The organism is Enterococcus sp. ZJ1622, assembly GCF_011038845.1.
In the GTDB taxonomy this organism is placed as follows: Bacteria; Bacillota; Bacilli; order Lactobacillales; family Enterococcaceae; genus Enterococcus_B.
This window is the reverse complement of the sequence record NZ_JAAKDW010000005.1, coordinates 150,149-170,166: the sequence shown is the minus strand read 5'-3', so window position 1 is coordinate 170,166 and position 20,018 is coordinate 150,149. Positions and strand designations below refer to the sequence as shown.

Annotated in this window: 16 protein-coding genes and 1 pseudogene; 8 read left to right on the top strand and 9 right to left on the bottom strand. The window is 38.2% G+C overall.

Going from position 1 to position 20,018, the window contains the following annotated elements; translation table 11 throughout:
• Nucleotides 1-10: 10 nt before the first annotated feature.
• Entirely contained in the window at nt 11-2,134 is a 2,124-nt protein-coding gene (locus tag G7Y42_RS06545; RefSeq protein ID WP_165004627.1) for an LTA synthase family protein, read from the bottom strand.
• A gap of 231 nt (nt 2,135-2,365) precedes the next feature.
• On the opposite strand from G7Y42_RS06545, the gene G7Y42_RS06540 reads away from it, so the two are divergent.
• Genes G7Y42_RS06540 through ybaK form a run of 3 tightly spaced genes read left to right on the top strand, consistent with a single transcriptional unit; the run spans nt 2,366 to nt 4,820 of the window.
• Nucleotides 2,366-3,544 carry a class I SAM-dependent rRNA methyltransferase gene (locus G7Y42_RS06540; protein WP_165004629.1) on the top strand — a complete coding sequence of 393 codons (1,179 nt, stop codon included), beginning with the start codon at nt 2,366-2,368 and terminating at the stop codon, nt 3,542-3,544.
• A gap of 16 nt (nt 3,545-3,560) precedes the next feature.
• The gene (gene aroD / locus G7Y42_RS06535) at nt 3,561-4,319 is read left to right on the top strand and encodes a type I 3-dehydroquinate dehydratase (RefSeq protein ID WP_165004631.1); all 759 of its coding nucleotides are present in this window, start codon (nt 3,561-3,563) and stop codon (nt 4,317-4,319) included.
• A gap of 15 nt (nt 4,320-4,334) precedes the next feature.
• Nucleotides 4,335-4,820, top strand: coding sequence for a Cys-tRNA(Pro) deacylase (ybaK, locus tag G7Y42_RS06530; RefSeq protein WP_165004634.1), 486 nt, complete (start codon nt 4,335-4,337; stop codon nt 4,818-4,820).
• Between the two features lie 173 nt (nt 4,821-4,993).
• Here the strand turns inward: ybaK and G7Y42_RS06525 are convergent, their stop codons facing one another.
• The gene (locus G7Y42_RS06525; RefSeq protein ID WP_165004636.1) at nt 4,994-6,247 is read right to left on the bottom strand and encodes an NAD(P)/FAD-dependent oxidoreductase; all 1,254 of its coding nucleotides are present in this window, start codon (nt 6,245-6,247) and stop codon (nt 4,994-4,996) included.
• 114 nt (nt 6,248-6,361) lie between these two features.
• Here G7Y42_RS06525 and gdhA point away from each other — a divergent pair, with 114 nt between their 5' ends.
• Nucleotides 6,362-7,711, top strand: a complete 1,350-nt coding sequence (gene gdhA, locus G7Y42_RS06520) for an NADP-specific glutamate dehydrogenase (protein ID WP_165004639.1) — start codon at nt 6,362-6,364, stop codon at nt 7,709-7,711.
• Nucleotides 7,712-7,821: 110 nt separating this feature from the next.
• Nucleotides 7,822-9,168, top strand: coding sequence for a glucose-6-phosphate isomerase (locus tag G7Y42_RS06515; RefSeq protein ID WP_165004641.1), 1,347 nt, complete (start codon nt 7,822-7,824; stop codon nt 9,166-9,168).
• 266 nt (nt 9,169-9,434) lie between these two features.
• Here the strand turns inward: G7Y42_RS06515 and G7Y42_RS06510 are convergent, their stop codons facing one another.
• From G7Y42_RS06510 to G7Y42_RS06500, 3 genes are all read right to left on the bottom strand, one after another.
• Nucleotides 9,435-10,283 (bottom strand): hypothetical protein, encoded by an 849-nt coding sequence (locus G7Y42_RS06510; RefSeq protein WP_165004643.1) that lies wholly within the window; start codon nt 10,281-10,283, stop codon nt 9,435-9,437.
• A 108-nt stretch (nt 10,284-10,391) separates the two neighbouring features.
• Complete coding sequence (locus G7Y42_RS14910; RefSeq protein WP_206215442.1) at nt 10,392-11,948, bottom strand: GIY-YIG nuclease family protein; 1,557 nt, start codon at nt 11,946-11,948, stop codon at nt 10,392-10,394.
• 129 nt (nt 11,949-12,077) lie between these two features.
• Nucleotides 12,078-12,380 (bottom strand): DUF898 family protein, encoded by a 303-nt coding sequence (locus tag G7Y42_RS06500; RefSeq protein WP_165004645.1) that lies wholly within the window; start codon nt 12,378-12,380, stop codon nt 12,078-12,080.
• Between the two features lie 872 nt (nt 12,381-13,252).
• Here G7Y42_RS06500 and G7Y42_RS06495 point away from each other — a divergent pair.
• Nucleotides 13,253-13,627: an SdpI family protein gene (locus G7Y42_RS06495; RefSeq protein ID WP_165004647.1), complete on the top strand. Its 375-nt coding sequence runs from the start codon at nt 13,253-13,255 to the stop codon at nt 13,625-13,627.
• A gap of 261 nt (nt 13,628-13,888) precedes the next feature.
• Entirely contained in the window at nt 13,889-15,316 is a 1,428-nt protein-coding gene (locus tag G7Y42_RS06490; protein WP_241161925.1) for an IS1182 family transposase, read from the top strand.
• Nucleotides 15,317-15,397: 81 nt separating this feature from the next.
• Here G7Y42_RS06490 and G7Y42_RS06485 read toward each other — a convergent pair whose 3' ends face one another.
• Nucleotides 15,398-15,784 (bottom strand): YxeA family protein, encoded by a 387-nt coding sequence (locus G7Y42_RS06485; RefSeq protein WP_165004649.1) that lies wholly within the window; start codon nt 15,782-15,784, stop codon nt 15,398-15,400.
• A 572-nt stretch (nt 15,785-16,356) separates the two neighbouring features.
• Nucleotides 16,357-16,506: a hypothetical protein gene (locus tag G7Y42_RS06480; RefSeq protein WP_165004651.1), complete on the bottom strand. Its 150-nt coding sequence runs from the start codon at nt 16,504-16,506 to the stop codon at nt 16,357-16,359.
• A 462-nt stretch (nt 16,507-16,968) separates the two neighbouring features.
• Between G7Y42_RS06480 and G7Y42_RS06475 the strand changes: the two genes are divergently transcribed.
• On the top strand, nt 16,969-17,181 hold the full coding sequence (locus tag G7Y42_RS06475) for a hypothetical protein (RefSeq protein WP_165004653.1): 213 nt from the start codon (nt 16,969-16,971) through the stop codon (nt 17,179-17,181).
• A 276-nt stretch (nt 17,182-17,457) separates the two neighbouring features.
• Here the strand turns inward: G7Y42_RS06475 and G7Y42_RS06470 are convergent.
• Nucleotides 17,458-19,253 (bottom strand): annotated as a pseudogene (locus G7Y42_RS06470) (glycerophosphodiester phosphodiesterase).
• A 137-nt stretch (nt 19,254-19,390) separates the two neighbouring features.
• On the bottom strand, nt 19,391-19,987 hold the full coding sequence (locus tag G7Y42_RS06465) for a VTT domain-containing protein (RefSeq protein WP_165004655.1): 597 nt from the start codon (nt 19,985-19,987) through the stop codon (nt 19,391-19,393).
• Between the last annotated feature and the right edge of the window lie 31 nt (nt 19,988-20,018).

Below are 20,018 nucleotides of genomic sequence, written 5' to 3'. Positions count from 1 at the left end.
TAAGTTTTTTCTACTGATCGCTGTCTGAAGTTGTTGTACCATGTAATTCCTGATACGTTTTTGTCTGATACAGATCAGTTGTCGATTGGTTATTGTTTTTACTGAAGACACTAGTTGACTTGTCGCCAAGTGATTTTTCGATTTTCTTGAGTTTATCTAAGCCGTTCTTATAATCAAAATCACTTGAATCGATCGGATCAAGACCACTATTCGTATAGAAACGAAGCAAATCGCCATTATTGATCTGATCAGAAACAGCTAATTGTTTCCCAGCTTTTTCTTTCAATGCGTCGATCTCAGTTTGAACTTGTTCTGTAGGTTCAGTGATTGGTTCACCAGTTGAATTGTCGTAAACCGTGCCACCGTAGTACGTATATTTCGGTGTCACGAAATCACCATCTCGGAAGGTGACTAGCTGTTCATGTTCTTTGGAGAACAAGTCTTGTCCTAGTTGGATATAATCTTTTGTATCTACACCTAATAGATGAAGCAACGTAGGCAACGCATCAACTTGTCCGCCATACGTATGGTTGATTCCGCCTTTTGTTTGTCCAGGAATATGAATCATATAAGGCACGCGCTGTAATTGAGCATTGTCATAATTTGTCCAATCGGAACTTGTTTTGCCTAGCAATTCTGCTAGAGATTTATTCCGTGAATTCGAGATACCGTAATGGTCACCATAAAGGACGATCACGGAGTTGTCGTACAATCCGCTTTCCTTCAAGTAACTAAAGAATTCTTGGACAGCTGTATCTAGATAGTTTGCTGTTGCAAAGTAGCCATTGATCGTTTCATCATTTGTTGTTGCCAATGGGAATCCTGCTTCGTCATTCGTGAATTTAGAGTAAGGATAGTGATTGGAAACAGCAATGAATTTCGAATAAAACGGCTGTTGCAGATGTTCCAGGTATTGGACGGATTGTTGGAAAAATGGTTTGTCGTGCAATCCGTACTGGAATGAATTATCATCATTGACATCATAATATGAAGAATCAAAGAAATATTCATAGCCAAGGTTCTTGTAGGTCTCGTTACGATTCCAGAATGTCCCGGCATTTCCGTGGAACACTGCACTAGTGTAGCCTTGCGTCTGATCTAAGATATCGGGCGCTGCCTGGAACGTATTTTTTCCGCCCAATTGTGTGAACAGGGAACCCTGATTCAGACCGAACAAGGAATTTTCCATCAATGTTTCTGCATCACTTGTTTTACCAGCTTTTACCTGATGGAAAAAGTTGTCGAAACTAAACGTGCTATTGCTGTGATACAAACTGTTGAGGAATGGTGTCACTTCATGCTGTACGCCATTTTCATCGGTTAGCTTATAGTCGATCAAAAATTGCTGGAAGCTTTCCAAATGGATGTAGATCACATTTTTTCCTTTAGCCATACCGAATAGCTCGTCATTCGGAGCCGCGTAATGTTCTTTTACGTAGTTTTCTACTTCTTTCATGTCATTCGGACTTGCTTCTGCCCGTACTTGGTTCGTCTGATAAGTCTGTACGCCATCGTATACCATGAATGCGTTCAATCCTAGATATTTCACTAGATAATCACGAGAAAATGTACGAGTCAATAACTCTGGACGGTCAGCTTCTGCTAAGAAAAGATTTCCCGAAAAGATCATCACAGCCAATGTCGAGATAGCAAAAGCCATCCGTGCCCGGATCGGACGAGGGTCCATTTTGATTTTTTTCGTGATCAGTAATACTGTCAGGACGATAAAATCGATCCAGTAAAGGACATCATAAGGCCGGAATAGCCGGATAGCACTTTCTCCAAGACCGCTTGCCACTTTCCCAGCACCTAAGATCGTATTGATCGTAATGAAGTCTGTAAACTCGCGATAATAAGTGACATTAGAGAAAACCAGCAAGGTCAGCAGAAAATAGATGACCATCATCGTGATATAAGAAGCACGAGGACGTCTTATATACAGTGCGATTCCTAATAATAAGAGAGTAGTAGCGATCGGATTGATAAACAAAATAAAATACTGTATGCCGCTTTCGATTCCTAAATTGAAATCCACTAGATAAGCGAACATAGTTTTTAGCCATAACAAGACGGCTAACAAAGAAAAGAATCCGAGCCTCTTATTCAAGAAGGCGGGTGCTTTTATACGTTTCAAAGTAATCTTCCTTTCTGCACTCTTATAAAACGAAAGAGTGTCATGAAACCGATATTCACAATTTACTTATTCCTCCCTATTCTACTAGTCTGCGTTTTTAGTGTCAATCAGAATCAGGCGTTTACATTACTGGATTAATGTTTCTTTAAGCTTTGGGAATGGCTGAGCAATAAGACAAGTCGCTAGTTTTTTGTTATACTTAGGCATGAGAAAGTAAAAGCAGGTGAATCGATGAAAGTACAAGTCAAAAAAAGAGCAGGAAGCCGATTGAAAAAAGGGTATCCGCTGATCCAGGAAGAAGATCTCGTTCAGCCTCAGAAAGAAACGACTGAATGGGTCGAACTGACGGATCAGCAAGGCCATTTTTTAGCAAAAGGATACTTAGGCAAACAAAACAAAGGAATCGGCTGGGTATTGAGTCGTAGCAACGAGCCCTTCGATCAGCGTTTTTTTGAGAGTCTCTTCAGAAAATCGAAAGAAAAAAGAACTGCCTATTTCGCAGATGATTCCACTTCTGCTTTTCGTCTATTCAATGGCGAAGGCGATGGGATCGGCGGATTGATTATTGATTACTATGATACATTTGCGGTGTTTTCATGGTACAACGGCACTCTTTATGCTTATCGAAAGCTGTTGATCGAAGCGTTTCGCTCCATATATCCAGAAGTACGAGGCGCTTATGAGAAAATCCGCTTCGATACTAACGAATTGCCAGAAAGTCGTTTCGTCTTTGGCGAAACAGCTCCGGAACCTCTCATTATAAAAGAAAATGGCGTAAAATTCGCCACTTATTTGAATGAAGGATTGATGACCGGGATCTTTTTAGACCAAAAAGAAGTGCGGGGCGCTTTAACAGAAGGGCTAGCTTTAGGGAAAACGGTCTTGAACATGTTCAGTTATACTGGTGCTTTTTCTGTCGCTGCAGCTATGGGTGGCGCTTTGGAAACGACAAGCGTGGATCTGGCAAAACGCAGCCTGAAAAAAACGCAGGAGCAGTTTGAGATCAACGGCTTGGATCCCGAACAGCAAAAAATCATTGTGATGGATGTCTTTGACTACTTTAAATATGCCCAAAGAAAACAGCTGTCATATGATGTGATCGTTCTTGATCCTCCAAGTTTTGCAAGAAACAAGAAAAAGGTATTTCGCGTAGCAAAAAACTATGGGGAGCTAGTAAAGGACAGTTTGGCTATCTTGAAAGCAAATGGACTCTTGATCGCCTCGACCAATGCAGCGAATGTGAGCATCGATCAATTCCAGAAAATGATCGAAGATGAATTTAAAGCAGCTGGGGCAGGATATGACCAACTGGCTTTGTATCGATTACCTGCTGATTTCCAGACAGCAGATACCTTTCCAGAAGGGGATTATCTAAAAGTATTTATTTATCAGATCAGTCAAAGACACTAGAAAGGGGCGATGACAGATGATCCAAGTAAAAAATGTCCGCATCGGTACGGGGAGACCAAAGATTTGCGCTCCGATTACGGGAACAACCAGAGAAGCACTTTTACGCGAAACGATCTTAGCGCGAGAAGCAGGAGCAGACTTGGTTGAATGGCGGGCAGATTATTACCAGGATATTTTTTCTTTCGAGAAGGTCTCAGAAACATTAGTGCTTATCCATGAGATGCTAGATGGCTTGCCCCTCTTGTTTACATTTCGTACAGCTGAAGAAGGCGGTCAGCAGGATATCTCTATCCGCAGCTATCATGATCTTTATCGATCGGTGACAAAACGAAAACTGGTCGATATGGTGGATATCGAACTATTCAAAATGGAAAGCTTGGGCCGAGGGCTGATTGAGGAAATCAAAGCATCAAGGATCCCGCTGATCGTCAGTAGCCATGATTTCAAAGAGACTCCAGCAGATCCTGTCTTGCTTTACAGGCTGAATATGATGGAACATTTTGGAGCGGATATCGGTAAAGTAGCAGTCACCCCCAATAGCGAGCGGGATGTCTTGCGTCTGATGGAGCTGACACGAAGAGCAAACGCATTTGTCTCTATGCCGCTCGTGACGATTTCGATGGGCGATTTGGGCAAACTTTCCCGTATCTCAGGTGCGACAACTGGTTCGGTGATGACATTCGGCTCATTGTCTAGTGATATAGCTTCTGCTCCCGGGCAGCTTCCAGTTAAAGAACTGAAGACGATGCTCGATTTGTTATCTGATAGTCAATAATTGAGGTGAATTGGTTTGGGTAAAAAGAAACAAGTAAAAACAAATGCGATCCGTTTAGTGGAGCAAAAAAAGATTCCTTACACAGAACATGAATATGCATGGGATGAAGACCATCTAAGTGCATCATCTGTTGCAGAACAGCTGCCGGAAAGCAAAGCACGTATTTTCAAAACATTAGTTGCAATAGGAAATGTCACTGGTCCATTAGTAGCCGTGATCTCAGGAGAAGACGAGTTGAATCTGAAAAAACTAGCGAAAGTCTCGGGCAACAAAAAAGTCGAAATGCTGCATCTGAAAGACTTGAAAGCAACGACTGGTTATATTCGAGGCGGATGCTCGCCAATCGGGATGAAGAAATTATTTCCGACTTATCTGGATCAGACAGCAAAAACATACGATCAGATCATCATCTCTGCTGGGCGAAGAGGTTTGCAGATGGAATTAGCACCACAAGCGATCTGTGATTTGACTAAGGGAGAATTTGCAGACATAAAAATGTAGAGTACTGGTTGAAACCGTAAGAAAAGCGAGGTCACCCGAGAAATCGAAGAAGAGGTTGCGACAGAAGTGGGCAGCTTCAAGAAATAAGAAGGAGCTGCGACAAGACTTTTGTCACAGCTCCTTCTTCCTAATATTTTCAACATGTATTTAAGACATCAATCACATATGTTTCATTATGATCGTTGTCCTGCATTCATTCCAGCGACATGTCCCGTCGCAAACGCTGCTGTGATATTGAAACCACCTGTATAGCCATTGACATCCAGTAGTTCTCCGGCAAAAAACAGGCCTTCAACTAGCTTGCTTTCTAAGGTTTTGGGGTTGACCTCTTTCAGTGAAACGCCACCGCCAGTGACAAAGGATTTTTCGATCGGAAAGGTTTTACTGATCGTCATCGTGAATGCCTTGCACAACTGCACAAAATCTTGGACTTGTCTATCTGTTGTCTGCTGTCCGGTCTGTTTCTCTATGTCTAGCCGTTCAAGGAAAAAGAGGAGCAGCCGTTCTGGAAGAAACCCATGCCAAGCATTTGCCAAAGTTTTTTTGCTCATCTTGCTTTTCGCTGTTAATTCTTGGATCAGATCCTGTTTTGTTTTCGCGGGGAAACAATCAAGTGAAACTGTGACAGGTTCTTCTGTTTTCTTCAATTCCTTATTGATAAAGCTGGAACAGCGCAAGGCAGCAGGGCCCGAGATCCCAAAGTGGGTAAACAGCAGATCCATGGTGTGTTCTGTCAGGACGCGGCCTTTTTGGTTCAGTACACTTAAGGAAATATCCTGTAAGGAAAGACCTTGCAGTGTTTTCTCTTGAATAAATGGTTCCTCTGAGATCAAAGGAGATTCTGTCGCATAAAGTGGTGTGACCGTATGACCGACTTTCTTGACGATCTTATAGCCATCTCCTGTCGAACCAGTGGAAGGATATGTCCGTCCGCCTGTAGTCAAAACAACACAAGATGCGTCGAACTCCTCAAATTCGGTGCGGACCCCATAGATTTTTCCTTCTTTGTGGATTAATTTTTCTACGCGTGTACCGAAAAGAAGAGTGATCCCCAGTTCTTTCAATCGATTGAGCAATGCTTCGATGATCGTCTTTGATTTATTCGTCACAGGGAACATCCGCCCATGATCTTCTTCCTTCAAATGGACACCTTGCGATTCAAAGAAATTCATGATATCAAAATTATTCCATTGGGCGAATGTACTATATAAAAATTTTCCATTTCCTGGAATATGTGCGATCAAGTCGTCGACAGGACGATTGTTCGTCACATTACAACGACCGCCACCAGTCATCAGCAGTTTTTTTCCAGCTCGCTTGTTCTTTTCAATCAAAAGCACGTTTGCTCCTTGCTCAGCAGCACTGATAGCAGCCATCATACCGCTTGTCCCAGCACCAACTACAATTACGTCGTACGTTGTTTCCATTCCCTCACCTCCAGAAAAGTGTAGCATATTTCAAGAAAGAAAACAGAAAAAAGTTTTGAGACCGCCTGCAAAATAAGCTAAAATAAGAGAAGATAAGCAAAGGAGCGTGTTACAATGACAAATGCAAAGGAATATGTGCAAACGATCCAAGAAAAGCTGCATCAAAAAGACGCTGGTCAGACGGAATTCCTCCAAGCAGTAGATGAATTCATGCCGACAGTCACTCGTTTTTTAGAAAACCATCCTGAATATATCGAACGAAATATCTTAGAGATTCTCACTGAACCTGAGCGAATCATCCAATTTCGCGTACCATGGCAAGATGATGAAGGAAACTGGCGTGTGAACCGAGGGTATCGTATCCAGTATAATTCTGCGATCGGACCATATAAAGGCGGTTTGCGTTTCCATCCAAGTGTGAATTTGAGTATTCTGAAGTTTTTGGCATTTGAACAGATTTTCAAGAATAGCTTGACTGGTTTGCCGATTGGCGGCGGAAAAGGTGGAAGTGACTTTGATCCAAAAGGAAAGTCCGATAATGAGATCATGCGTTTTTGTCAGAGTTTCATGCTCGAACTGTCGAAGCACATTGGCCCATCACTTGACGTACCGGCAGGAGACATCGGTGTCGGTGCAAGGGAAATCGGCTATTTGTTTGGTGAATACAAACGGTTGAAGCAATATGACACAGGGGTCCTGACAGGGAAACCTTTGAATTTTTGGGGAAGCAAGATCCGTCCGGAAGCGACAGGATATGGATTGGTCTACTACGTCAAGCATTTATTGACAGAAGAAAAAGATTCCTTTGACAAGAAAACAGTTTTTGTTTCAGGAAGCGGGAATGTAGCCATCTATGCGATCAAAAAAGTGCAGGAACTTGGCGGGAAAGCTGTGACTTGCTCCGATTCCAGCGGGTATATCTATGATCCAGATGGAATCGATCTTGCTTTGCTGAAGGAAGTCAAAGAGGTCAAACGGCAACGCCTGACAGAATATGCCAAACAGCGTCCTTCAGCGATTTATCATGCTGGCGAATCCGTATGGACATTAGAAAAACCAGCGGATATCGCTTTGCCATGTGCCACTCAAAACGAGATCGACGCAGAGCTGGCAAGCACTTTAGTCAAGAATGGAGTCAAAGTCGTGGCAGAAGGTGCAAATATGCCTTGCACGGTAGAGGCTGTTTCGGTCTTTCATGATGCAGATATCTGGTATTGTCCTGGAAAAGCAGCGAATGCAGGCGGAGTCGCCGTTTCAGCTTTGGAAATGAGTCAGAATTCGCAGCGTCTGACGTGGGAGAAAGAACAAGTAGACGAAGAATTGGATCAGATCATGGAACAAATTTATCGGACATGTCGAAAGACAGCCGCTGAATATGATAACGAAAAAAATCTGATGCTTGGTGCGAATGTAGCAGGTTTTGAGAAGGTAGCAACAGCGATGATTTCCCAAGGATTAGTCTGAATTTGGAAGTTTCTTGGAAATATTAACGACAAATTGTTTATTTGCTTGAAAAATAGTAAAAAAAAACGTAAAGTATTATCTGTATATTGAACTTTTAAGGAGGAACAAAAATGGCACACATTCAATTTGACTATTCAAAAGTCGCACCGTTTGTCAGTGAACACGAGTTAGGCTACATGCAAAGTCAAGTAACAGCAGCGCACAACGAATTGCGTGAAGGAACAGGTGCAGGTAGTGATTTCCGCGGCTGGATCGATCTTCCAACGAATTACGATAAAGAAGAATTCGCACGCATCAAAAAAGCAGCTGAAAAAATCCAATCTGATTCTGAAGTATTAGTAGTGATCGGTATCGGAGGTTCATATTTAGGTGCTCGTGCAGCAATCGATTTCTTGAACCACACATTCTATAATCTATTGGACGGAGAAACACGCAAAGCACCACAAATCTTCTTTGCCGGAAATTCAATCAGCTCTACTTATATCGCTGATTTGATCGAAGTCATCGGGGACCGCGACTTTTCCGTAAACGTTATTTCAAAATCAGGTACAACTACTGAACCTGCGATTGCTTTCCGCGTATTCAAAGAACTTCTTGTGAAAAAATATGGTCAAGAAGAAGCTAACAAACGAATCTATGCAACAACAGACAAAGCAAAAGGTGCCGTTAAAGTAGAAGCTGACGCTGAAGGATGGCAAACATTTGTTATTCCTGATGACATCGGTGGACGTTTTTCTGTATTGACTGCTGTTGGTTTGTTGCCAATCGCTGTCAGCGGAGCAGATATTGATGCTTTGATGCAAGGTGCAGCAGATGCAAGCAAAGCTTATTCAAGCGACAAATTAGAAGAAAACGAAGCGTATCAATATGCAGCAATGCGTAATATCCTTTATCGTAAAGGAAAAGTAACAGAACTATTGATCAACTACGAACCAGGGATGCAATACTTCTCTGAATGGTGGAAACAATTATACGGCGAATCAGAAGGAAAAGACCAAAAAGGAATCTATCCTTCAAGTGCAAACTTCTCTACAGATCTGCATTCTCTAGGACAATATATCCAAGAAGGACGCCGTAATATTTTCGAAACAATCGTTAAAGTCGAAAAACCTCGTAAATCAATCACTATTCCTGAACAAGCAGAAGACTTGGATGGACTAGGCTACTTGCAAGGAAAAGAAGTAGACTTTGTCAATACAAAAGCGTTCGAAGGAACATTACTTGCCCATACAGATGGTGACGTACCGAACCTTCTTGTAAAAATCCCAGAGATGGATGCTTACACATTGGGATACACAATGTACTTCTTTGAAATCGCAGTAGGTATTTCAGGCTACTTGAACGGTATCAATCCATTTGACCAACCAGGTGTTGAAGCTTACAAGAAAAACATGTTCGCACTTCTAGGTAAACCAGGCTTTGAAGACCTTGCTAAAGAATTGAACGAACGCCTTTAAGATAAGGGTTTTTAAGTGATTATCACAAATTAGTACCCAAAACATGTTGGTTTTAAAATGAAAATTGGTACCCACCTAGGTACCCAAAATGAAAGGATGGCTTATTCTAGCCATCCTTTTTTGATAATAAGATAATTTTCCCAGAAACTTTTAGATGTTGATTATTGATGTAATCTTTGAATTTGTTACGTAGATCGATATCTAATCATTTTTATCTAAAAAAGAAAAGCCCGAAGGCTAATCTTGAATTATCATAATGCTACTAGTTATGGTCGAGCGTATTGATTCCCACGGGGAGCACGACTGTATCCAGCATTATCAGCGTCTACCTGGGTCATATATTGATAATTATTTGGATTTGTAACACGAGAATAATATTTACCACTATCTGAGCGAGCGAAAACCATGCCATTTGCAGCAATAGACCACTGTCCATCAACAGTGTACGAATTATTTTGCTGTTCAGCTTGACGTTGAGCTTCAGCAGCTTGCTGTTCTTGTGCTTGACGCTGAGCTTCAGCAGCTTGCTGTGCTTCTGCTTGTTGTTTTTGTCGTTCTGCTTCGGCGGCCTCATTAGCTTTTATAGTTGAATCAACATTGGCTAATCGATTTGATAATTCTTGGTTTCCACCGGGGATGGATTGGATTGCTGATAACGCTGTATTATAGTTATCTCTGGTTGGAGTAGCTTCTGCTTGTGCTAGAATAGTTTTAGCTGTTGAAGTTTTTTGATTAATTTCTTCTTGGCGTTTTTTCTCAGCTTCTTCTTTAGCTTTTTGTTCTTCTTGTTGTTTTTTCTCAGCCTCTTCTTTAGCTTTTTGTTCTTCAGCCTTTTTCTTTTTAGCTAATTCTTTAGCTTTTTTTTCATCTTTTTCTCGGATTTCGGAGGAAGCAGATACACTAGAGGATGAAGATTTAGCGTTTTTGTGTGGGGCTGCTTGTCCAGTAGCTGGCGGAGCAAGAGCGCCACCTATTATCATAACGATAAAAGCTACTAGAATTCCAATACCGATCTTTTTCTTTGAACGTCTTTTCTTGGATAAAAAAGAATATACTAAAAAGCATAGTCCGAATAGAAATCCAAAAAAACCAACTAACATTAAAAATGTACTCATTTATTCCTCCTTGTTGAAAATATCAATAGATAAATCAAATATTTACTCCCACTTAATGGTAGGTAGTGATAGTCACCATCAAAAAAACAAAGATTTTAACATAATATATTAAGCAATAAAATTTTGACTGTTTTCTTCAATAGCTAATGTTTGTTGGTATTCTTCAGCAAGCATCGTTCTTGTAAACTCTGCAGTTGGATCTATTTCTTCTACCAAAGTCTCTAAGTCATTGATACTCGACTTGAAAAATTCTTTTCTAAAATTCACTTTGTTCACTCGATATTCTGATAATTTTTTGTGCAAGGTATTTTCTAAGTTGACAGCATCGTCACTAAAAATCATTGCATGGACATCAAATTTAAATGGAACAGAAGCACTACCTAACTCGTCAACACGTTGTTGAGGTTCAAGTCTTCGAGTCATGCCAATTTTAAAGATATTTTCACCGAAAGAACCAACATTAGAGATAATATACACATAACCGGCTTTCCCCATCGTCAAGCTTGTAACTTCTTCTTTCTTTTCTTCTACTTTTTCTAGTTGAGATTGCAGTTCTTTTAAACGTTCATTTAATTGTGCAATTTTTCCGATATCAGTCTCAATTTGTAAAAGCTCTTCATTTCGTTTCATTTCAGTTATATATTTCGATTCTTCTTTTTCCAGTTTTTTTCTTTCGTTTTCTAGAGCTTTTCTTTCTTCTGCTTCTTGTTTCATTTGCTCGCGAATAGCTTGTTGCTCTTCTTTTTCTTGTTGGCGCTTAATATAATAGCGATATTCTATGTTTATTAATTCTAAATATAAAGGTTTCATCTCTGAAATAAATCTAGTGATTGTAGATAAAATTGATTTATTTCCTTTTCCCGCAATCAATAAATATTTTGTAAAAATTTCCTCAATCATATTCTTTGTTTCTTCTAATTTTTGATAACTAAGGTTGAAAAGGAGTAATTGCATTTCTGCTTGCAAACCTATTACCATTAAGTTATATATAGCTTTATTTCCTTTTGTGGTGTAACGTGATTCATATTTTTTCAGCACAACATCAATTTCTTTTCTAGTCGCTCTTGATAATTTTCTCAATTCTTTTGAGTTATCAGAGTGTAGAGGTAACTTGATGAGCGAATCAATCAGTCCATCTTCATCAAGAAGATTTTCTATGTTGTTGACTACTGTATCAATTGTTTCCACGTCACAATGCAGTGAGTTAGAATAAGTTTTATTAAACTCTTTAATCCCTACGATATCTGCTTTATATTTTCTAGCTTGATTTTTATATCTATTTATTTCTTTTTGCAAAAGAGCATGCTCAACTTGTAATTCGTCCAATTCAGATTTATATTGATCTATGGAAGATAATAACGAATTTAATTCTGTGGTGGCACTGTATGTTATTTTTTCTGCTTTTATTTTTGCATTCTTAATTAGTTCATCTTGTAACGCGGCATTTTCCGCTCTAAGGACACTACGGATATTATTCATAGTAGATTCTTTTTCATCTAACTGTTTAGTTAAAATATTTATTTGTTCAGCAATCTGATTTTTTTCTTCAGTGGCACGTTGATTTTCGAGAAAAATGTCCGTTTGTAGTTTCTCCAGAGTGTCTTTTTCATGTTCAATTGATTTTTTCAAATTACTTAATTCTTTTAATCTTTTGAAAAAGCTCATTATTTAATCCTCTCTATTTGATAAAATAATTTCCAATTGATTTTTTATTGCTAATAGTTATTTTGAACTTTTTCAAATTACTAAAAGACAATTTAATGATTCTTTTTTTGAAAAGCTCTGCATGTTTTATCAAAGCGTGTGAGTATGTTTAACTCGCCACTGCTCTAATTTTATATTTAACCAAAAACCATAAATACCAAAAGTAACAAAAGTCAAAAGTAGCCATTTGATCCAGCTACCGAATAGCTGTAAAGCAGTGCCGTCAAAATATAAACGTTGGCCATTTATGACAGTGTGTTTAATTCTCCAGTTATAAATGAGACAAATACCCCATGGGGCGCAGATACCAAATGTGCAGATAGTGATTAAAGTGGCTAAAATAGTAGTTCCTATATATGTAGCCAAGCCACCGTCAAAATACGATTTATTCATTTAAGACCTTCTTTCTTGATTTCATCATTTTTCTTTTTTATTCCTCTTATTTCTTTTTTTAAAGCCTTTTCTTTACTTATAATATCAGATGTTTCTATTTGAAAAAAGATGAAAAACAAATAAAAGTATAAATAAATAACGTTTTTTTTATAACTCAGCAAATTTGGACAGAAAAGGAGCTTTAAATTGACATTTAATGACATTCATTTCTGATTATATGGGAGGTGATGAATTAGGATCTGATACTACATTCGACATCGTTTGGATAAAAGGGAAGAAGATGACACCCTCTTACGCCGATGCAACCAGACAAATGGGAAAGGCGCAGTGAACGATGTGCGCATCTCTGATATTTCTTTGTCGGTGTAAATAAAAATAGTCCCTTTTTGAGGGGCGATACATAATATTTAGGAAAGCTCACTTGGTCATTATAGTTTTGGTATAATGGTAAAGAGGTGATGAAATGAATTGGTATAAGCCCGAATATATGGGGATCATTGCGGATTGGGTAGGTATATTAGTAACTGCTCTTACCATATTTTTTACAGTTAAATACTATTTAAATGATAATAGAAGAGAATTTAGAATAGTAATATATCCACTATATACTAAGAAAGAGAAAGGAATAATCTTTTATTTTATGAATTTTACGCAGTGAATTTCTCTAAAAAGAACGACTTCTTGAGTATCAGACACTAGGATCAAAAGAAAGAACCAAAATAGAGAAAGTTAAAGGAGAATTACTATATGATCATCTTTCACGTTTATATAAGCGTACTAAAAGGAATAAATATTTAAGAAAAAAACTTAGCTATGGTGTTATCTAAACGTATTTTTTTCGGTAGTTAAATATTTTATTAGGAGGGGAGTTTTTGCTTTTTTACAGTAATTTTATTTTAATAGTAGCGATATTATTACTTCTGAATATTTGGTTCTTTGATAGGAGTAGAAATGCAGGTATAGGTTTTAGAACTAAACGAAGTCTGTCTTCTAAAAAAATTTGGGTATACTCACAAACTATTTTTTATAGAGGGATTGTTTTAATCAGTTTACTTTCTTCAACACTTTATTCTTTGAATGTTATAGATGTTTCCACCTCAAATTCAATATCTATCATTGGAATCATTATTTCTGCAATTATTGTACAATTATTTCTAGTGTTTGGAGAGAAGAAAAAAGTAAAAAATAGAAAAACTAGTGATAGATTTGATGATAGGGATATTAAAAAATTAGAACAAACAGAATAATTAAGGGATAGACAAAATACTGATATTACAGCGTTCGTTAACGATATGAAAGAAAAGTAATACATGTATGTATGAATTGAACGAACGCCTTTAAGATAAGGGCGTTCATTAAGTTTTAAAAATGAATAACAGTTAATAAAAAAGAAAACACTCATTTCGAGTGTTTTCTTTCAGACTGTAGACAAAGAAAAAAATTTCTTTGTTCTACAGTTTTTTTGTTACAATTAAAGAAAACGTTTGCTTTTAGAGGAGGAATGTATAATGATGTCCAAACAATCAATGGATAGTCGGATGGAAGAAGCCAAAATTTCGCTAGATGCACTTGTTCCTAAAAATCATTTGGTCCGTAAAATTGACAAATCATTGTCATTTGATTTTATTTATCCAATTGTTGAATCAACTTACTCGACCATTGGTCGTCCTAGCGTTGATCCTGTCGTCTTAGTAAAATTAGTATTCATTCAATATTTATTCGGGATCCGTTCAATGCGTCAGACCATTAAAGAAGTTGAAACAAACCTAGCTTATCGTTGGTTTCTTGGGCTTAGTTTAATTGATAAAGTTCCTCATTTTTCAACTTTTGGTAAAAACTATGCACGGCGTTTCAGAGAAACCGATTTGTTTGAACAGATATTTATCATTATTCTCGAACAAGCAGTTGATGCTAGATTTATTCATGAAGAAATTTTGTATATGGATTCAACTCATATTAAAGCGAATGCGAACAAACGTATTTTTACAAGAGAGATGGCACATAAAGAAGCCATTTTATACCAAAAACAATTAGAAGAAATCAATGAGGCAAGAATTGCCGAAGGCAAACGCCCTTTTGGTTCAATCATTCGTCAGGAGGTGGTCGAAAGGAAAATTAGTGTCGCAGATCCAGAAAGTGGTTATTATGTAAAAACAGAACGAGAAAAACAGTTTGCTTATTCTGCTCATACCGTTTGTGATGAAAATGGTTTTGTATTAGATGTCATGATTACGCCTGGAAACCTACATGACAGCCGAATGCTCGTACCACAAATCGAACGTGTTAAATCACGTGGATTCTCCTTTTATGGTGTAGCTGCTGATGCTGCGTACAAAACACCTTGGAACGCCAAGTATTTAATCGATCGAAAACTCCGGCCCATTTTTCCTTATACTCGACCCAAAGGAAACAAAGAACGTTTTAAAAAGAAAGATTTTGATTATGATCCCTATTATAACTGGTACCTATGCCCGAATGATCAAACACTTCAGTTTCGCACAACTACTCGAGATGGCTATAAAAAATATGTATCTAAATCTTTTATTTGTGAAAGTTGTCCATTATTGAAAAATTGTACAGAAAGCCAAAAACACCAAAAAGAAATACATCGACATATTTGGGAAGACTACTTAGATGAAGCAGAACATTTACGCCATACGGCGTACAATCGCGAAAAATATAAAAAAAGAAAAGAAACGATTGAACGCGTTTTTGCAGACGCAAAGGAAAAGCATGGAATGCGCTACACCAAGTATCGAGGCTTGGAAAAAAATCAGGTGCATACGATGCTTGTTTTTGCCGCAATGAATCTGAAAAAATTGGCTAGTTGGCAGTGGAAGCGTATGTCTTCATATCGTTTATTATACAAAAATAGGCAAAAGCATCAGTTTACACTCTTAGAAAAGAGGAAACCGATGCTTTTGTCTACAGTCTGAAACACTCATTTCGAGTGTTTTCTTTTTTATTAAACTTGTTAACTTATTGATTGTTCAAATCGTCTCAATGGTTCAAAGAAATCATACGATTCCTAACTTATCCTTGACAGTTTTTGGCAATTTATCACTGGAGATGACTTCTTTTTCAATGATCCGTTTATCACTGGCATGCAGGCGTAGGATCGTTCCTTCTTTGTAAGCTGATCCGTTCTTGTAATCTCCAGAAGTAATGACTGAAAAATCCAGTTTTCGTTTATTTCCTTCTTTGTCATAGGCGTCCACAACATATTTATATCCTTTGCCCATAGGAGAGCCATCATCTGCTTTTATATCTTTTTCTGAAGGTAAGGGTGAGTGAATGACGGCATAGTAATCTTTACCCATATAGGTAGAGTGATAATAATCCCATCCTATCCATCCAGCAAAAGCAATAATGGCAATAAGAATCAATCCAATTATTTTTTTCAAGACAATCCCTCATTTCAATTTTGTATCTCGATTATATAGTAGGTGAACTGAATATATTAATCGAAAAAGCTAACAATATTGTCATAACAACGAAAAGCAAGGCAAAAAAATAGTGGTAATCACCAGCCATTCTTTCCCTTCCAGTGGCGCTTCATTCTAGTCATCGGCGCTTAATAAATAATCGGACGCTTCTCCACCACGGATAATATCTGAAAGCATGAGTGAAATATTCGCTGGTCTGACTCGCTGGATTTGTTCCAAGGTAAACAATAAGACATATGTACGTTCGATTCAAAAAGCGTATCAAGTTCCACAATTGTCCAAAACAGAATCATGATTTCTTCCAAGTATGTAATCAGTAGAGGCGTTGGAATGATCTGCTAGAGTAACTAATGTTTCTTTTATCAGGAATGGATTCACCTCGTTCGTATCCGGAAATCGAAAGGGTAGGGTCTCCATAATGAGAAAAATGAGCACGCAAAAAGACGTTCGTTTCGGCATAGATGCCTCTACAAACGTCTTTCATTGATTTTCCGAGATCTCGTCAGTCGCCATTTGGGATGGGTCACTCCTTATTTAGATTCATTTAATGCTCGGATAGCTTGTTCAATTGTGATACCAAAAGCAACATTTTTTTCATTGCTTGCATCAATCGCCATGAAACGGTTAGAAGCTGTGTCAAAAGCCACACGGTAAGACAAGTTTGTTTTTGTAAATGTCATAAGCGCTTTCCTCCTTTTTTAGTGTAAATAGTTCGTGAAAGTTTCTAGTAACTTAACGAACTTATATTTAGTTTAGCACCTTCCATTTTTTTGTGCAATCAAGAGGCATTGAAAACTAGATGAATTTATTTTATTTTGAACAATCAACGGTTCTCTGTTATTCCAGCAAGTAGACCAATCGTTAATAAAATAAAAATGACAGCTTGGATATAGATCATCAAATCACTCCTTTTGGCCAATCATAAGCCTAATGCCTGTACATTGCACGAACATTCCGCTTACGATTTCGAACAGTTTTGTCACTCCAAATATAGAATATAGTTATTTAAAATAATTACAAATAACAGCCGATCTTCATAAAAACAAACAAAAAAACAAAAAAATATAAAATAAACCGTTTTCAAAGAGGTGTTTTTTTGTTATTATAAAGACAAGAAAAACAAAATAAGGAGTGAAGTAGAAATGTTTAACGTTGAAGTAGGAAAATCGTACATATGCAAGCCGATAGGAGCCAATTATGAAATGATTGGCTGTATCGAACAGACATATACCAACACGGCTGTGGTCTATATCGAAAGTTATGATCAAAGAGATTACTCTGTTATTATTGATGGCAAATACCGTTTACTGGTGAAATACTGTGACATCTCAGCGCCAGCAGAGCTGGTTTCCTAAACAGTTTTTTTGAGAAATATCCAGAACTTCCCTATAATGGAATTAAGATAGAAGGGAGCGAAAAGATATGACAAAAAGAAAAAGTTCTGGAAAATTGGGCATCATCTTTGCAATTGTTTCTGCTATTCCCGCTATTTTAGCGATTGTGCGAGCTGTGAAGGAATCAAAAGAGAACTAGAATCAGGCGCAGAAACAGCGACAGCAAAAGAACCGCGAAGGACCACGTTGTCCTTTAGCGGTTCTTTTGCTGTCATACAAGTCAATTTCTTAAAGAAGTCATCCGACGCCTAAGACAAAGTTCAGAAGTTTATCTGAGTAAGTGATTTCTTCATCTGTTTGCCTGATACTTTCGTTTAGGATCCTCATTTCATCTGTGATGATCCCATCTACACCATAAAACATCATCCGGCTCATAGCTTCAGAATCGTTGATGGTCCATACATATACTTTTTTTCCATCCTGATGGGCAGAATCGATAAAGTTTCGATTGATCGTGCTGTATTCCATACTCAAGAAGTCTGCGCTAGTCACAGGTGGACCTACCACATTAAAAGGCAGGATATAGCCTACATAAAAATTTGGATTTGCTTTTTTCAAGTCTTCAACAGTTTGATACGTCAAACTTTGTAAAATGTGGCCGTGTTCCAAGATCGTCTTTTGATATTTTTCAACAAAACGATCTACTAGATCTGCGGAGTCTCTTTTAGATGTTTTGATTTCAATCAGTAGTTTTTGGTCCAATTCGTTTGCTTTTTTCAAATAAGCATCAAATGAAACAACTGGTTCTTTTATACCATTTTCTGTGACCATCAAGTTCTCCAAGTCTTTCAAGTTCAGCTCTTGCGGCGCCTTGTTGACTCTTGTCAAATTGTGCAAGTTCAAATCATGCATAACGACAAACTGTCCGTCTTTTGTTTCTTGTATATCCATCTCGACATAATCAGGATGGTAACTTTTGCTGGTTTTTTCCAGAGCGCCTAGTGTATTTTGTGCACCATTTTTCCCGCTGACCCCGCGGTGTGAGATCGTCAATGGTTTTGTCTGCGAGGCAGAAGTCAAATAATTCATGTTATACAAGCAAACACCGATTCCGAAAAAAATAGAAAACAGAATCAGTCCGATATTTTTCAAAGCAGAAAAATGCGTTTTTCCAGTCTGAGGAATAAACCAGCCAGGAATGTCAGGAAGAAATCCCTCATCATCCATGAAATCGACAATGATATAAAAGATCCCGACAGTCGACATCACAATATTGAACAGTAAGATCCCCTGTAAAAGGGTCATCGCAAATACAGCGCTGATCAGCGAATAATCCGGATAAAAATGTTCGATAGCTGTCTGCGCCATGATCACACTGAAGTACCCCATGGTTGAAATCAGTAAAATAGATCCGCCGATGATCACGAATTGACCTAAAATAGCAAAAAAACGCAATCGAGTCAGTATCCAGCTTTCTTTGACTGCTTCTTTGAAAGGACGATCACGCAAAATCATCTCCGGCAAAGCGAAGATCAAGCGGATCCCGATATACGCGAGAATCAGGTAAACAAGGAAAAAAGAACTGACGACGATCCAACGATTCGCGAAAATGAAATCTAAAATAAAAGCAGGGACTTTGATTTTAGACAAAAGATCGGAATTGAACCCCAGCCCGCTGAAAGGCAAGATCAGCAAAAAGTAAGCAAGAAAGAAAAGAAAAGTAAGTGGTCTGACTTTTCGAAGCTGAAGAATCGTCAGCTGCAATAGTTGCTTCAAAGAGATTGCTTCTTTCTTTTTGATAAAATAAACACTCATCAGCAAAAATGCAAACTCAAAATAAATCAGTAGTAAAATCGCCAATAAGACTGCCAGCAGAGAAACGAGTACACCAGGATGCTGAGAAAAAATCATCGGGATATTATCATAAGACAAGTAATCGATCGTTCCTCGATGCAAGATGAACCGAGTCGTACTGCTCAATAAAGGCAAACAAATAAAATAAAGCCGTGCATCAACAAAACATCACGGAAATAGGCTTGTGTGCCCATCAAAAAATCCCAAGTATTACCCAAACTGCGTTTTATATAACTCATCATGTTTATCACCTACTTCTAACATTGTAGCGCAAAAAGAAAGAAAAAAGGGAGTGTCACGGCAAAAATCTTGTCGCAGACCTCCCCAAAATCAATCAATCTTTTAAATATGCATGGTTCATTTTTGACACACTGTTCTAGCCTAGCAATCCGCTTAAGAAATGCCCGCCATAGATCAACGCCATACTATACAAGAAAATCGATAGCGGTTTAGCGATCAGAATGATCAGCGTAAATCGTTTTACAGAAATATTCGTTAAGCCAGCCATTAGACAAAGAGCATCATCTGGCGCCACTGGAAGGAAGATCGCAAGAGCAAACAGTTTTTCGAACCGGTTCTGGTTGTCTAGCCAGCCGATATATTTAGCATATGTCTTCTCGCTGATCATGGATAGGATAAAAGGCTTCCCGTAACGACGTCCAAGCAGAAAAATGATCACAGATCCGATACAGATGCCCAGATAATTGTAAATGAACCCAGCATAAGGACCGAAAATCAGTACACCAGCAGCTGTGCTGATCCCTCCAGGAATGATAGGGATAACGACTTGGACGATCTGGATGAAGATAAAAATGATTGGGCCCAAGATGATCGAATCACCAACTAATCCTCTCAAAGAATCTAAATCTTTGAAAACACCTAGATTAAAAAAGTAGATCGTTAATGCAATTGATAAACCAATCCCTATGATCGAGATGAAATTGATTAATTTTCGTGATACAGCGACATTCATTATCCATCAACTCCTTAGAGGTTTCTTTCTT